Origin of the sequence: Arthrobacter rhombi (assembly GCF_900163545.1) — a bacterium.
Classification (GTDB): domain Bacteria; phylum Actinomycetota; class Actinomycetes; order Actinomycetales; family Micrococcaceae; genus Arthrobacter_H; species Arthrobacter_H rhombi_A.
In genome coordinates, this window is sequence record NZ_FUHW01000038.1 from 1 (window position 1) to 14,251 (window position 14,251).

12 protein-coding genes are annotated in these 14,251 nt (G+C 66.5%); 7 read left to right on the plus strand and 5 right to left on the minus strand.

Going from position 1 to position 14,251, the window contains the following annotated elements:
- Nucleotides 1-201: 201 nt before the first annotated feature.
- The 5 genes from FM101_RS10475 to FM101_RS10495 all read left to right on the plus strand — a co-directional run bounded on the left by FM101_RS10475 (nt 202) and on the right by FM101_RS10495 (nt 4,763).
- On the plus strand, nt 202-1,473 hold the full coding sequence (locus FM101_RS10475) for an Nramp family divalent metal transporter (protein WP_086999391.1): 1,272 nt from the start codon (nt 202-204) through the stop codon (nt 1,471-1,473).
- A gap of 152 nt (nt 1,474-1,625) precedes the next feature.
- The gene (locus FM101_RS10480) at nt 1,626-2,294 is read left to right on the plus strand and encodes a DUF4303 domain-containing protein (protein ID WP_158225961.1); all 669 of its coding nucleotides are present in this window, start codon (nt 1,626-1,628) and stop codon (nt 2,292-2,294) included.
- A gap of 61 nt (nt 2,295-2,355) precedes the next feature.
- The gene (gene purH, locus FM101_RS10485) at nt 2,356-4,023 is read left to right on the plus strand and encodes a bifunctional phosphoribosylaminoimidazolecarboxamide formyltransferase/IMP cyclohydrolase (RefSeq protein ID WP_086999395.1); all 1,668 of its coding nucleotides are present in this window, start codon (nt 2,356-2,358) and stop codon (nt 4,021-4,023) included.
- Between the two features lie 246 nt (nt 4,024-4,269).
- Nucleotides 4,270-4,455 carry a hypothetical protein gene (locus tag FM101_RS10490; protein ID WP_086999397.1) on the plus strand — a complete coding sequence of 62 codons (186 nt, stop codon included), beginning with the start codon at nt 4,270-4,272 and terminating at the stop codon, nt 4,453-4,455.
- 41 nt (nt 4,456-4,496) lie between these two features.
- Nucleotides 4,497-4,763 (plus strand): hypothetical protein, encoded by a 267-nt coding sequence (locus FM101_RS10495; protein WP_086999398.1) that lies wholly within the window; start codon nt 4,497-4,499, stop codon nt 4,761-4,763.
- Here the strand turns inward: FM101_RS10495 and FM101_RS10500 are convergent.
- Nucleotides 4,760-5,695, minus strand: a complete 936-nt coding sequence (locus tag FM101_RS10500; protein WP_179204304.1) for an N-acetylglucosamine kinase — start codon at nt 5,693-5,695, stop codon at nt 4,760-4,762. The genes FM101_RS10495 and FM101_RS10500 overlap by 4 nt on opposite strands.
- 213 nt (nt 5,696-5,908) lie before the next feature.
- On the opposite strand from FM101_RS10500, the gene FM101_RS10505 reads away from it, so the two are divergent.
- Complete coding sequence (locus tag FM101_RS10505; protein WP_086999402.1) at nt 5,909-6,490, plus strand: DUF6318 family protein; 582 nt, start codon at nt 5,909-5,911, stop codon at nt 6,488-6,490.
- Nucleotides 6,491-6,675: 185 nt separating this feature from the next.
- Entirely contained in the window at nt 6,676-8,907 is a 2,232-nt protein-coding gene (locus FM101_RS10510) for an NADP-dependent isocitrate dehydrogenase (protein WP_086999404.1), read from the plus strand.
- Nucleotides 8,908-9,046: 139 nt separating this feature from the next.
- On the opposite strand, the gene FM101_RS10515 is transcribed toward FM101_RS10510, so the two are convergent.
- The 4 genes from FM101_RS10515 to FM101_RS10530 are packed head-to-tail and all read right to left on the minus strand — an operon-like array spanning nt 9,047 to nt 14,213.
- Entirely contained in the window at nt 9,047-10,681 is a 1,635-nt protein-coding gene (locus FM101_RS10515; RefSeq protein WP_086999406.1) for a dipeptide ABC transporter ATP-binding protein, read from the minus strand.
- Nucleotides 10,678-11,529 carry an ABC transporter permease gene (locus FM101_RS10520; protein ID WP_086999408.1) on the minus strand — a complete coding sequence of 284 codons (852 nt, stop codon included), beginning with the start codon at nt 11,527-11,529 and terminating at the stop codon, nt 10,678-10,680. The genes FM101_RS10515 and FM101_RS10520 overlap by 4 nt, the downstream gene beginning before the upstream one ends.
- A 5-nt stretch (nt 11,530-11,534) precedes the next feature.
- Nucleotides 11,535-12,536 carry an ABC transporter permease gene (locus FM101_RS10525; RefSeq protein WP_245806686.1) on the minus strand — a complete coding sequence of 334 codons (1,002 nt, stop codon included), beginning with the start codon at nt 12,534-12,536 and terminating at the stop codon, nt 11,535-11,537.
- Nucleotides 12,537-12,551: 15 nt separating this feature from the next.
- Nucleotides 12,552-14,213, minus strand: a complete 1,662-nt coding sequence (locus FM101_RS10530; RefSeq protein WP_086999410.1) for an ABC transporter substrate-binding protein — start codon at nt 14,211-14,213, stop codon at nt 12,552-12,554.
- Nucleotides 14,214-14,251 lie beyond the last annotated feature (38 nt).

The window sequence follows — 14,251 nt, forward strand, 5'->3', positions numbered from 1 at the left end:
GTCCTCGGGGGATGGGGACGGTCAGATGGGGGGTGGATCTACTCCAGCCTCCGGCCGGACCACCCGGATCCTAGATTAGCCGGTGCGCCGAGGGCGGGCTGGACGACATGGCTATCACCTTTGCAGTGCTGGCCCTACAGTAGGTGTGAACTGCAGCACGACAGGCGCTCCGGACGGGGTGCCCGAAGGGACGGCGCCGCCATGGCAGAAAACCCGGCCGAGAAGAACGCCGAACTCGAAACACCCAAGAAGTGGAAGGTCATCGGACCGGGGCTGATCGTGGCCGCCACCGGCGTGGGGGCCGCCGATATGGTCGCCACCCTGGTGGCCGGTTCCAAATTCGGTTATGGGCTGTTGTGGGCGCTGGTCGTCGGCGTCATCCTGAAGATCGTCCTGGTGGAGGGGGCCGGACGTTATTCCTTGGCCTCGGGCAAGACGATCTTCGAGGGCTGGCGTTCACTGGGGCGGTGGCCCGTCTGGTATTTCGGTCCCTACATCATCATTTGGGGATTCATCTATGGCGCCTCGGCCATGGCCTCAACGGCGCTGCCGTTGGCCGCGCTGTTCCCCGGAGTGCCACAAATCGTCTTCGCCATCGGCACCGGCCTGGCAGGTTTGCTCTTGGTGTGGTTCAACAGGTATTCGGTCTTCGAGAAGATCACTGCCGTCCTGGTCGGACTGATGTTCGTCACGATCGTCGGGCTGGCCATCATCGCGGTTCCAGACGTTCCGGCCATGCTCGCCGGGCTGGTTCCGCGTCTGCCCCCGGGGTCGGTGCTCTACACGCTCGCGCTCGCCGGTGGAGTCGGTGGCACGATCACCTTGGCGGCCTACGGTTACTGGTTGCGTGAGAAGGGCTGGGTCAAGCCCGGATGGATGCGGGTGATGCGGCTGGATAACACCATGGCCTATGTCATCACCGGGATTTTCGTGATCGCCATGATGATCGTCGGCGCCGAGGTCGTTGCTGCTGCAGGAGTGACCCTCGATGCCAATGACAAGGGCCTGCTGGACCTGAGCGATGTGCTCAAGGATAAGTACGGGGATTTCATCGGCGCCGCCTTCTTGGTGGGCTTTTTCGCAGCGGCCTTCTCCTCGGTCATGGGTGTCTGGAACGGCGTCTCACTGATGTTCGCCGATTTCTGGGGCAATATCCGCGGGAAGGGATCCGACCACCCCGATTCCCAAGCCCACGGAAAGTACTTCCGTTTCTACCTGTTGTGGCTGACCTTCCCGCCGATGCTCCTGCTGCTGATCGGCAAGCCGATCGCCCTGGTGCTGGCCTATGGTGTTCTGGGCTCGATGTTCATGCCCTTCCTGGCCATCACCTTGTTGCCGCTGCTGAACACCCACCGGGTGCCCAAGGAATGGCGCAACCGGTGGCACACCAACACCGCCCTGGTGATATGTGCCGTGCTGTTCATCTGGCTCGGCGGCTACCAATTGATCACCACGATCATGGACTTCTTCTAGGGTCTGGACCCGCAGGGACTCCCAGGCCATCCCAGCCAAAAAAGCAAGGCCTTATCAGCCGCGCCTCACGGGGGTAGGCTCTGGTCATGGGAGTGGATTGGACGGCTTTGGAAGAGGCAATCCGGCGATCGGCATTGCGACAGGCACGGGACGTGATCGAGCATCACCCGGACCACGTGTTCTATGCCCTAGCGCTTTCGGGGGTCTCCACCGATCCTGCCGAGCCCATCGAGCTGCCGGTGCTGGCCCTGAACTCCGAACAGGCGTTGGACCGCGACGGCGACTCCGTCGAGGAGGACTTCGGTGGCGGCGACGAGCCCGAGGAAGTGGAAGAGGACGGGGACGGTCCCGACCCCCTCAACATCGGCGATGACCCGTCCGACGACGCGCAGGATTCCACCGATGACTCGGAAGAGGATACCGAGAACGACGACGATGCCGACGGGTTCGACGTCGACGGGGAACTAGCCCAGCTTGAGGCGGAGGGCGAAGCCGCCGAATCCGGGGCCAGCTACTATTCGGCACGGTGGAATCCGCCCGAATGGCACTGGTGCTCGATGGAACTCTTTGACGAGTCAGCTGCCGAGCTATGGCGCGAGGCGCTGACCCGGGTCGCCGAATCAAACGGCTGGGAAGAGACGATCCGACGGTATTACGAGCTGCTGCTCGCGGTCATCGACGACCTGCGGGTGGAACTGGCCCACGGACCCAACGCCGATATCGTCGCCTACGTCGCCGATGACGATCATGCTGACGCGCTGCTGCGCAGGAGCCTGACGCCCGAGCAGCTTTCGCGTCATTTCCCCGACCTCGTCTCCTAAAGCCAGGCCGCGGGCCGGTAGGGTTGGAAGCGCCCCAACCCATGATTCCCGGGAGTTCCTTGTGAGCCAGACCGTCCTTGACCGTGTTCCTCTTCGCCGTGCACTGATTTCCGTCTACGACAAGACGGGACTCGAAGACCTCGCCCGTGGCCTCCATGCCGCGGGCGTTTCCCTCGTGTCCACCGGCTCGACCGCGAAGAAGATCGCTGCCGCCGGTGTCCCGGTGACGGAGGTATCGGAGGTCACCGGATTCCAGGAATGCTTGGACGGGCGGGTGAAGACCCTGCACCCACGGGTGCACGCAGGCATCCTGGCCGACCGCCGTCTGCCCGAGCATATGGATCAGCTGACCGATATGGGCATCGAACCCTTCGACCTGGTCGTGGTGAACCTCTACCCGTTCGTGGACACCGTCGCCTCCGGCGCCGGTCAGGACGACGTCGTGGAACAGATCGACATCGGTGGCCCCTCCATGGTCCGTGCCGCAGCGAAGAACCACCCCTCCGTCGCCGTCGTCGTGGATCCTTCGAGCTACGGAGACGTCGTCTCGGCAGCCCAAGGAGGAGGCTTCGACCTGAAAACCCGCCGGCGCCTGGCCGCACTGGCCTTCGCCCATACTGCCGCCTACGATAACGCCGTCGCCAGCTGGACGGCAGCCCAGTTTGGCGATGACGAAGCCCCGGCCAAATTCCCTCCCTACGCCGGAGTCGCCCTGGAACGGGCGGAGAGCCTGCGTTACGGGGAGAACCCCCACCAGGCTGCTGCCCTCTATGTCGACACGGCAGCCCCGGCCGGCATCGCCCAGGCAGAACAGCTGCACGGCAAGGCCATGAGCTACAACAACTTCACTGACGCCGACGCTGCCCTGCGGGCGGCCTTCGACTTCGCCGAGCCGGCGGTGGCCGTGGTCAAGCACGCCAACCCCTGCGGCGTCGCCGTGGCCTCCGCCAACGCCGCCGACCCGATCGCCGATGCGCATCGCAAGGCCCACTCCTGCGACCCGGTCTCCGCGTACGGGGGAGTCATCGCCGCGAACCGAACCGTCACGGCAGGGATGGCCCAAACCATCAAGTCCATTTTCACCGAGGTCGTTATTGCCCCCGGATTCGAGCCCGAAGCGTTGGAGATCCTCAGCGCCAAGAAGAACATCCGGCTGCTGCAGTTGCCGGCCGGGTACGAACGGGACGACGTCGAGTACCAGCAGATTTCGGGCGGCATGCTCCTGCAGGCCTCGGATCGGATCGACGCGGCCGGCGACGACCCGGCGAACTGGACACTGGCTGCCGGCCCCGCAGCCGACACGGCCACGCTGGCCGATCTGAACTTCGCCTGGAGAGCCATCCGCGCCGCGAAGTCCAACGCCATCCTGCTCGCCAGTGGCGGGGCCACCGTCGGTGTCGGCATGGGCCAGGTCAACCGGGTGGACTCCTGCAAGTTGGCCGTGGAACGCGCGAACACCCTGGGGGTGGCCGTCGAATCGGATGTCGATGCCGCCGGAGGTGCCTCGGGAACTGCCGCCGGCGCCCTGTCACCCGAACGGGCTCGCGGGGCCGTGGCCGCCTCCGACGCCTTCTTCCCCTTCGCCGATGGGTTGCAGATCCTGCTCGACGCCGGGGTCAAGGCAGTCGTTCATCCCGGCGGTTCAATCCGTGACGAGGAAGTCGTCGCTGCGGCCAATGCCGCGGGGATCACCATGTACTTCACCGGGGCCCGGCACTTCTTCCACTAGGAACCGCAGCAACACCGTCAGCAGATCGCCAGCGGCCGGCCCCTCGAGCCAGGGGACCGGCCGCTGCCGTATCCGGGGAGGTATCCCGCCCGAAATCATCCTCGATGGGGGTGCCCCGTTCGCTCCTGAGACGTACGCTGAAATGAACGCAGATCCGAAGGGGGCGTCATGTTCAGCATCACTGCAGCAGGATGAGCAGCAGCAGAAGCGAGCGGAAACGACACGGGCAATCTCATCGTCGGACTAGTGGTCGGGGCCATCATCGTCCTGTGCGCCGCCGGATGGTTTCTGCGACGCTACCTGGTGGCACGCCGCCCAGCAGCCAGCCGTGAAGAACACGAGAGGCTCCGTGAAATGAACGGGGTCCGCCCCGAACAGAAGGTCGTCAACGACCAGACGACCGTGCGGCCGGTCCGCCGCGGGGGCATCTAGCCAGGTCCGGAAGGGCCGGCGCAACAACAGCTGGGGGGAAGATGTTCATCACTATTGCCAGTGGCCTGCTGGCTGCTGCAGAAACCACCGGAGAAGAGTCAGCGAACTTGGCCCTGGGCCTGCTCATTGGTGCTGTGGGTCTGGTCGGCGGCATCTGGTGGGTCGTGCACCGTTTCCGGGCCGCACGGCGTCCTGCGGCCAGTCGTGCCGAGCACGAGATGCTGCGTGAGATCAACGCGGTGCGGCCGGAGCAAAGAGCCGTCCAGCGGGAGCGCCCCCGGGTACGCCTGCGCCGGAGCGGATTCTAGCTCCGGGCCGTCAACACCTGGTGCGCCAGCGCCGAATCCGGGGTGAGGAACGGCAGCAGTGCGGCCCCCTGAAGTGAGGTGGCCGCCGGCTCGCGCACCTGCAGATGCGGCCACAGCCCGGCCAGTCGGGAAATGAGTTGGCTGCGGACCCGTTCCCCCCGAAGGACCCCACCCAAAAAGCAGACGGCAGGGGACTCGGCCTGGTCCTCGCCCACCCGGCGCAGCCCGGTGGCCACCGCCAAGGCCAATTCCTGGGCCGCATCATCACAAATACGGCGGGCCACCGCGTCGCTCTCGGCCAGCCGGGCCACCGCGGCGGCGTAGGCGGCGGTGCGGCTGATGCGGTCCGGGTCGCGTTGGAGTTCAACGTAGGCCTGGGGCAGATCAGGGAAGTCGGCACGCACGACCTCGGTGAGTGCCGTGGCGGGGCCACGGCCGTCGAAGTCACGCATCACCGCGTCGAAGGCCGCTCGGCCCATCCAATACCCGCTTCCGGCGTCACCCATGATGTAGCCCCAACCATCGATGCGCACGACGTCGGTGGCGCCGACGGCCAAGGTGACGGCTCCGGTCCCGGAGGCGACGACGGCGCCGGGGGAGTCACCCAAAGCGCCGAGGTAGGAACTGACCGAGTCGTGGGTGATGTAGACCGAGGTCACACCGTATCCGGTGGTGGCTTCCAGCAGGGCCGGAGCCAGGCCTTCGCCATCGGTGAGCCCCGATAAACCTGCGGAGACCGTCAGGAAATCGTGGCCCGAGGCTTCATGGGCCCGGGCGACCACATCGGCGATTTGGGGGGCCAACGGCCGGTCGGTGAGGATGCCCCTGAATTCCAGAACCTGGTGGTCGGGACGGGCCATGCCATCTGCCTGGACTATTTGGGCACGGATGCCCGTTTGCCCGCCATCAATCGCCAATGCCGCCTCGGGCATGTATGCCGTCCTTCGTTCGTTGGTGCCTCGAAGAAGACCCGAGGACTGGAACATCATACCGACTGCTGTGAGCTCGGACACGGAGGAGTCGTGGAAACCGCGGAATGTGGCACATCCCACAACTGGTGGCCTGAGGCAACGGGATATGGTGGCGGTGACGGACGCCACGGCGCCCGTCGGCAACGACCATCACCACTTCTGGAGTCATCGCATATGAAGTTCCCCCACGTCCTGGGCGCCGGTATCGCCGTCGCTGCAGCTTCCCTGGCCTTGGCCGGCTGCGCCGCCGGTGAACCGGCAGCCGATTCGTCCTCCGCCGCCTCCTCGACCGAGGCGGCGATCCCGGCGCCGGAGACCAACGAGCAGATGAAGGCCGAAGGCGCCGACGGACTCTCGGCGACGACGTACTACTACTACGAGGCCATGTCCTACGCCCTGCAGACCGGCAAAACCGATGACATGCTCGCGGTCACGCAGGACTGCGCCGAATGCGAGAAGGCCGCCGGGGCCATCGCCCACGTCTACGACGACGAAGGCACGATCGAGGGCGGGCAGCCCAAGCCGCAGGACGTGGTCGCCGTGGGCAAGGCCGACCAGGACGGCCAGCTCAGCGCCGTGGTGCCCTATATGGAAGACGCCAAAAAGGTCCTGGACAAGGACGGCGAGGTCGTCGAAGAAACCGAATGGGATGCCGAAGGCACCACCTACACGGTGACCGGCACGTACGACGACGGCGCCTGGAAGATCACCTCGCTGAAGCACACCCCTGACGCGAGCGCACCAGAGGAAGAGTAGTACCCGGGCGGTCCGGTCCTTCCCGGACCGGGAACGGCGTCGCCACCCCGGTTGGAGCGGGATGCCGGCGCCGTCGTTCGCCTCCGAGGAATATGGGCTCACGGGCCCTCTCGGGTAAGTTGGATACGTTGAGATCATCACGTTGATCTCCCCAAACCGTTGACCTTCAGGGAGATGCCTCACCCATGGCAAAGATTATCTACACCCACACCGACGAAGCGCCGATGCTGGCCACCTATTCCTTCCTGCCCGTCGTCGAAGCCTTCGCCTCGACCGCCGGCGTCGAAATCGAAACCCGCGATATTTCGCTGGCCGGCCGCATCATCGCCCTCTTCGGTGACTTCCTGACCGAGGACCAGCGCCAAAGTGATGCGTTGGCCGAACTCGGTGCCTTGGCCCAGACGCCCGAGGCGAACATCATCAAGCTGCCCAATATCAGCGCCTCCATGCCGCAGCTCAAGGCGGCCATCGCCGAACTGCAGTCGCAGGGATACGCCCTGCCCGACTACCCGAACAACCCGTCCTCCGATGAGGAAACCGATATCCGTTCACGCTACGACCGCATCAAGGGTTCCGCGGTGAACCCGGTACTGCGTGAGGGCAACTCGGACCGCCGGGCCCCGCTGTCGGTGAAGAACTACGCCCGTAAATACCCGCACTCCATGGGCGCCTGGTCCGCGGAGTCGAAGACCAACGTCGCCACCATGGACGGCGGGGACTTCCGGGCCAACGAGAAATCGGTGGTCATGGAGGCCGACGACCAGATCGAGATCCGCTTCACCGCCGAAGACGGAACCGTGAAGGTCCTGAAGAAGGCCTTCGGAGTCCTCAAAGGCGAGGTCATCGACGGAACCTTCATGTCGGCAGCGCAACTCGATACCTTCCTGGCCGAGCAGGTAGCCCGCGCCAAGGAAGAAGGCGTGCTCTTCTCCGCCCACCTGAAGGCCACCATGATGAAGGTCTCCGACCCCATCATCTTCGGCCACGTCGTCAAGGCGTTCTTCCCCGACCTCTTCGCCACCTACGGTGAGGACCTCGAAGCGGCAGGCCTGAGCCCCAACAACGGCCTGGCAGCCATCCTCGGCGGACTCGACGACCTCTCCGAGACGGTGCGCGACGGCGTCAAGGCCGACATCGAGGACGGGCTGGCCAACGGTCCGGGAATCGCCATGGTCGATTCGACCCAGGGCATCACCAACCTGCACGTCCCCTCGGACGTCATCGTCGACGCCTCCATGCCGGCCATGATCCGCACCTCGGGCCATATGTGGGGAGCGGACGACGGCGAACACGACACCCTGGCAGTGCTCCCGGACAGCTCCTACGCCGGCGTCTACCAGACGGTCGTCGAGGATTGCCGTGCCAACGGCGCCTACGACCCGACCACCATGGGCACCGTCCCCAACGTCGGGCTCATGGCCCAGGCGGCCGAAGAATACGGCAGCCACGACAAGACCTTCGAAATCACCGGAGCCGGCACCGTGCAGGTCGTGAACTCCGCAGGCCGGGTCATCATCGAGCACCAGGTCGAACAGGGCGATATCTGGCGCGCCTGCCAGACCAAGGACCTCCCGATCCGCGACTGGGTCAAGCTGGCCGTCACGCGCGCCCGCGCCTCCGAGACCCCGGCGATCTTCTGGCTCGACGAGACCCGTGCCCACGACCGCAACCTCATCGCCAAGGTCAACGACTACCTGGCCGATCATGACACCGAGGGTCTGACGCTGAAGATCATGGCCCCGATCGAGGCCACCGCCTACACCCTGGAACGTTTGCGTCGGGGCGAGGACACCATTTCGGTGTCGGGCAACGTGTTGCGCGACTACCTGACCGACCTGTTCCCGATCCTCGAGCTGGGCACCAGTGCGAAAATGCTGTCGGTGGTCCCGCTCATCAACGGTGGCGGCCTGTTCGAAACCGGCGCCGGCGGCTCGGCACCCAAGCACGTGGTGCAGCTGCTGCAGGAAAACCACCTGCGCTGGGACTCGCTCGGAGAATTCCTGGCCCTGGCCGAATCCTTCGCCCACCTCTCCACCTCCACGTCCAACGCCCGCGCCCAGGTGCTGGCCGACACCCTGGACGCGGCCACCGGGACCTTCCTGCTCCAGGACAAGTCGCCCAAGCGCAAGGTCGGGGAACTCGACAACCGGGGCAGCCACTTCTACCTGGCCATGTACTGGGCCCAGGAACTGGCCCGGCAGGAAGAGGACGCCGAGCTGGCCGCGGCTTTCGCCGAGATCGCGAAGGACTTCGCGACCCACGAGGATGACATCAACGCCGAACTCCTCGGCGTCCAGGGCTCGCCCGTGGAACTGGGCGGCTACTACCGTCCTTCCGATGAGAAGGCCCAGACGGCCATGCGCCCCTCGGCCACGCTGAACCGGGTCCTGGAGTCACTGGTCTCCAAGCTCGGCTGACGCGGTCGCCACCGGCCCTGCCGATGGCCCCCGGCAAGACCACGACGGCGCGTGGCCCGATGCACATCATCGGGCCACGCGCCGTTTGTGGTGCCGGGGGCCCCGCGACTGCTGCCGAGGCCGACCGGGCAGCGGTGGCCTAGCTGGTGCGCAACGTGGGCGAGGCCGCCAAAAGGGCCCGCGTATAGGGGTCCTGCGGGTTGGCGAAGATCTCCTCGGTGCCCCCGGCTTCGACGATCCTGCCGTGATGCATCACCGCCAACCGGTCGCTGACATGCCTGACGACGGCCAAATCGTGGGAGATGAACAGATACCCCAGCCCGAACCTGGCCTGCAGGTCATCGAGCAGGTCAAGGATCCTGGCCTGCACCGAGACGTCCAAGGAGGACACCGGCTCATCGCAGATCAGTACCCGCGGCCCCGGAGCCAAGGCCCTGGCGATCGCGACGCGTTGGCGTTGCCCGCCGGAAAGCGTTCCCGGATGCCTTCGGGCCAGTGCCGGCTCAAGCCCGACCAGCTCCAGCAAGGAGGCCGGATCCTCGGCGCCCCAACCGACAGCGGCGGACCTGGCGGAGAGGGCATCGGCCAAGATGGCACCGACCTTGCGGCGTGGATCAAAGGAACTCAACGGGTCCTGGTACACGGCCCCGAGCAGCGGTCGACGGGGCCTGCGGCCGGCTTCCTTCCCCGGCACCCAGGGCTCACCGAAAAGCTCGACACTCCCGTCCTCGGGCTCCTCCAACCCCAACAGGATCCTCGCCGTCGTACTCTTGCCCGAACCGGAGGCGCCCACCAGCCCCAGCGTCCGCCCGGGCTCCACCCGCAGACTGATATCGTCGACGGCCCTGAACTTTTCGCCGCCCTTCAGGGTGAAGGATTTTGAAAGGTTCCGTGCCTCCAACACCGGTGGCAACACTGCCGGCACCTCCGGCGGCGACAGCTTCGTTGACGCGGTGGTGGCGGCCGGTTCCTCCACCGCCACCGAAAGCCGGGTGCCGCGGGGACGACCTGCGGGGACGGCGCGCAGGAGCATTTTGGTGTACTCGTGCTCCGGCTGGGAGAGGACCTTGGAGGTGGGCCCCTGCTCAACCATCCTGCCCTGACGCATGACGGCCACCCGGTCAGCCACCGAGGAGACCACCGCCAGATCGTGGCTGATCAGCAGCAGCGACGAACCCCCGGCCCGTAATCCGCCCAACACCTCAAGGACCTGGGCTTGGGATTCGGCGTCGAGGGCGGTGGTGGGTTCGTCGGCGATGAGCAGATCCGGATCCAACGCCATGGCTGAGGCCATGAGCGCGCGCTGGCGCATGCCGCCGGAGAGTTCCCCGGCCCGCCGCCCGGCATCGTCGGTGTGCAGCCCCATCGATTCCAATAATTCGGCGACCCGACGGCCCCGGGCCGCGACCGACAAGGAAGTGTGGAGGCGCAGGGAGTCGTCGATTTCCCGGCCGATCGTCCGCAAGGGGTCCAGCGAGACCAGCGCATCCTGCAGGACCAGCCCGATCCGGGGTCCGCGTAGGCGGCGCCACTGCCGGCTGTTGGCGGCGGGCAGTGCCGTGCCGTCGAACTCCATCCGGTGGGCTCTCACCCGGGAGGCGCCGCCGGTCAGGCCCAGCAGGGCCCGGGCGGTCACGGATTTCCCCGAACCTGATTCTCCCACCAGGGCCAGGCATTCGCCCCGCCGCACCTCCAGATCGACGTCGTGCACCACCTGTGTGCCGCCGAATCCGACCTGGAGTCCCTCGACCCGCAGGACTGGTGGCCCGCTCATGCGCCCACCGCCCGGCGTTGAAGGGATCTGCCCAGGACGGTGCTGGCCGCCGCCGTGGCGACAATGGCCAGGCCCGGGAAGAAGGTCATCCACCAGGCAGAGCCCAGGTAGGTGCGTCCGGCGGCGAGCATGGCCCCCCATTCGGGGGCAGGCGGTGCCTCACCGAGGCCGAGGAAGCTCAAGGCCGAAGCCCAGATCACCGCTTGGCCGACGCCCAAGGTGGCCAGCACCAGAACAGGCCCGAGCGCGTTGGGCAGCAGATGCCGCACCAGGATCCGGGCCGGATGGTGGCCCAGAACCCGGGCCGCCTCGATCATGGCCGAACCGCGCAGGGATCTGGCTTGGGAGCGGATGATGCGGGCATAGCCGGGAGCCGTGGTCAGTCCGACGGCGATGATCGTGGTGGACACTCCCGGCCCGGCGAGGGCGATGAACACCAGGGCCAGGAGCAGTCCGGGCAGGGCGAGCATCACCTCGACGATGCGCCCGATTCCTGCGTCGAGCCAGCGTCCGCCCAGACCCGAGGCCAGACCCAGCACCAGCGCCAACCCCAAGCCCAAACCGGTGGCTGCGGCCCCGATGAGCAGCGAGGGCCTGGCCCCGTGCACGATGCGCGAATAAATGTCCCGACCCGATTCGTCGGTGCCCAACCAGTGGGAGAGAGAGGGGCTGGAGAAGGCGGCACCCGGGTCGATGGCCAACGGGTCGGTGGGAGCCAACCACCAGGGCACGAGCGCGGCGAGGACCAGGAAGAACGCGGTGGCCGCGGCGATGACCGGCAGCAGGAGACCCGGGCGCAGCCCGCGGCGCAGGGCAGCACCCCGCGGGGTCGTGGTGGAGGACGGCATGGCGCTCACCTCGTCCGGATCCGCGGGTCGATGGCCCGTTCGGCCAGATCCGACAGGGCCATGACCACCACGTAGGCCAGTGCCGAAACCAAGGCGACCCCGGTGACCAGCGGGACATCGCGCAGGGTGACTGCCTCGAGCAGGGTGCGCCCCAACCCGGGGCGGGCGAAAATCGATTCCACCACGACGGCTCCGGAGACCAGGGACCCCAACGCCCAGCCGGAGAGCGCCACCCCGGGCAGCGCGGCATGGCGCAGGGCATGACGGAGGACGACGCCGGCCTCGGACTCTCCGCGGGCGCGGGCCGAGAGCGCGAAGGGGGAGTTCAGCGCGGTCGCCATCGACTCACGCATGACCTGGCCCAAAAAACCCGCCAGGGGCAGCGCCAGGGTGACGATCGGCATGATGAGCCCGGCGGCCGTACCGTTGCTGACCGGTGGCAGCCACCGCCACGCGCTGGAGAGGAGCAGCACCAGGACCGATCCGAGCCAGAAGTGAGGTACCGAGGCCGCAGCGATTTCCAGGGCCGAGCCGACGGCGGCCGCGCCCCGGCCGCCCAACCCCGAATAGAGGGCGAGCCCCAACGCGATGAGCCACGCCACGATCCAGGCGCCGGCGGCCAAGCCCAGCGTTCCGGGCAGTTGGGCGGTCAAAACGTCGATGACCGGGACCTTCAGCGAATACGAGGTCCCCAGGTTCCCGGTGGCCAGATGCCCCAAGAGGGTCAGGTATTGAACCCCCACGGGCCGGTCGAGTCCGTATTCGGTGCGGGCTGCTTCGAGGGCTTCGGCGGAGGCCTGCGAACCCGGCCCACCCATGATCGCCTCCGCCGAGTCGCCGGGGATGAGGCGGATGGCGACGAAGATCAGTGTGGCCACCGCCCAGAGCACGAAGACCGCTGAACCGGCACGGCGAGCCAGCCAGAGACCAGCGGGGCGCCACCAGGTCGCGGCGCCCCGGCTGGGGCGTCCGGCGAATGTGGAGTCCGCTATCATCTGCCCGGCCATCCTCCGGCGTCGTTCCTAGTTCGCTAACCAGGCGTCGTGGAACGTCGGGGAAGCCACCGCGGTCATCGCCCCGACGTCGTGCAGATCCGTGCTGTACAGGAAGTGGTTCTGCTGGTCATACAGGGGCAGGATGTAGTGGCCTTCCAGGACGATCTTTTGCGCTTCGGTGTACTTGGCCTGGCGCTGGTCGGCGTCGGTGGTGGCGCTGGCCTCCTCCAACAGGGCATCGAGCTGCTGGTCCTTGATCTGGGCATGGTTGGCGAAATAGCCCGACGGGGCAGGGACCGTATTGGAGGAATGGAAGAGGATGGACAGCACGTCGGGGCCGACCTTCGTATACGGGGCGCTGACCAGGTCGTAGTGATTTTCGCCCAGGACGTCGTACCAGCTGGAGAGGTCCAGCAGGTCGAGTTTGACCTCGAAGCCGACCTCCTTCGCCGTGGCCTGCAATTGCTGGAAAAGTGACTGTTCGGCCGGAACCGACTGGTTGGTGCTCACCGGGAAAGTCAGTGACAGGCGTTGGCCATCCTTGCTGCGGTACCCCTGCCCGTCGCGGTCGGTCCAGCCGGCCTCATCGAGCAGCCGGTTGGCGTGTTCGGGATCCTGCGTGAAGGCGGATTCATCCGAGTAGCCCATCGGTTCGACGCTGGACAGCGCCGAAAAGGAGCGCTCTGCCGTGTCAAAGAACAACGAGGAGAGCCCGTCCTCGACGTCCACCGCGCGGATGAAGGCCTCGCGAACCTTCTCGTCGTTGAACGGGGCCCGGGAAGAGTTCAGCTCGATGCGGTTCGAGGCGCCCGGGCGCGGGGCATCGAGGTGACCGATGGTATCGGCGTCCTCGGCGGCCTTGATGGTATCGGGCTGGGCATTGTCGATCATGTCCACCGTGCCCGATTGGAGGGCGGCATAACGGGTGGCGGCCTCGGGGATGAACTTCCAGGTGATGGCCTCCAGATGGGCTGGCCCCGCATGCTCGGCGGTATCCACCGGGACCTGGTAGTCCTCGTTGCGGGTCAGCTCGACGGAGTCCTGCTTGGTCCACTTCTTCACGGTGAAGGGACCGGTGCCCACGGGGGAGGCACAATTATCGGCCTGGCTGCGCTTCAGCGCCTTCCCGGATTCGATGGCGACCCAGGGCATGGAGAACGATTCCAACAGGGCCGAATCCGGGGCTGAAAGGTGCAACTTCAGGGTTGAGTCATCCACGACGTCCATGGTCTTGATTTTCGCCACCGCCAAATAACCGGTGGAGGAAGCGGTGTCGGGGTCCTGCAGATGTTCGATATTGGCCTTCACCGTGGCAGCGTCCAGTGCGGTCCCGTCGGTGAATTTGATGCCCTCGCGCAGTGAAAGAGTCCACGTCAGTCCGTCCTGGGAAGGTTCGGCCCCGGAGGCCAGCCACGGGACGATCTTTCCGTCGTCGTCCTTGGTGTAGAGGGTTTCGAGGTACTGGCCGGCCAATAAGGCCTGCGGATAGTTCCCACCCACATGCGGGTCCAGGCAGGTTGGTTCGGCGTCGCCCGAGGCATACACCAAGGTCCCACCCTCGACCGGGGTGTCATCGGCGGCCGAACCTCCGGGATCACCCGAACCGGCGCAACCGGTCAGGACGAGAAGGGTGGCGAGCAGGGACGCGGCGATCGATGCCGGCCGTGCGGGACGGGGGACTACGGGCATGGGTGGGACTTCCTCGACAGGTGCTGGGGCACCGGCAC

Coding starts and splice junctions, on each gene's coding strand:
- FM101_RS10475 (WP_086999391.1), top strand. CDS start 202: ATGGCAGAAAACCCGGCCGAGAAGAACGCCGAACTCGAAACACCCAAG.
- FM101_RS10515 (WP_086999406.1), bottom strand. CDS start 10,681: ATGAGCGGGCCACCAGTCCTGCGGGTCGAGGGACTCCAGGTCGGATTC.
- FM101_RS10530 (WP_086999410.1), bottom strand. CDS start 14,213: ATGCCCGTAGTCCCCCGTCCCGCACGGCCGGCATCGATCGCCGCGTCC.
- FM101_RS10520 (WP_086999408.1), bottom strand. CDS start 11,529: ATGCCGTCCTCCACCACGACCCCGCGGGGTGCTGCCCTGCGCCGCGGG.
- FM101_RS10510 (WP_086999404.1), top strand. CDS start 6,676: ATGGCAAAGATTATCTACACCCACACCGACGAAGCGCCGATGCTGGCC.
- FM101_RS10500 (WP_179204304.1), bottom strand. CDS start 5,695: ATGCCCGAGGCGGCATTGGCGATTGATGGCGGGCAAACGGGCATCCGT.
- FM101_RS10525 (WP_245806686.1), bottom strand. CDS start 12,536: ATGGCCGGGCAGATGATAGCGGACTCCACATTCGCCGGACGCCCCAGC.
- FM101_RS10495 (WP_086999398.1), top strand. CDS start 4,497: ATGTTCATCACTATTGCCAGTGGCCTGCTGGCTGCTGCAGAAACCACC.
- FM101_RS10505 (WP_086999402.1), top strand. CDS start 5,909: ATGAAGTTCCCCCACGTCCTGGGCGCCGGTATCGCCGTCGCTGCAGCT.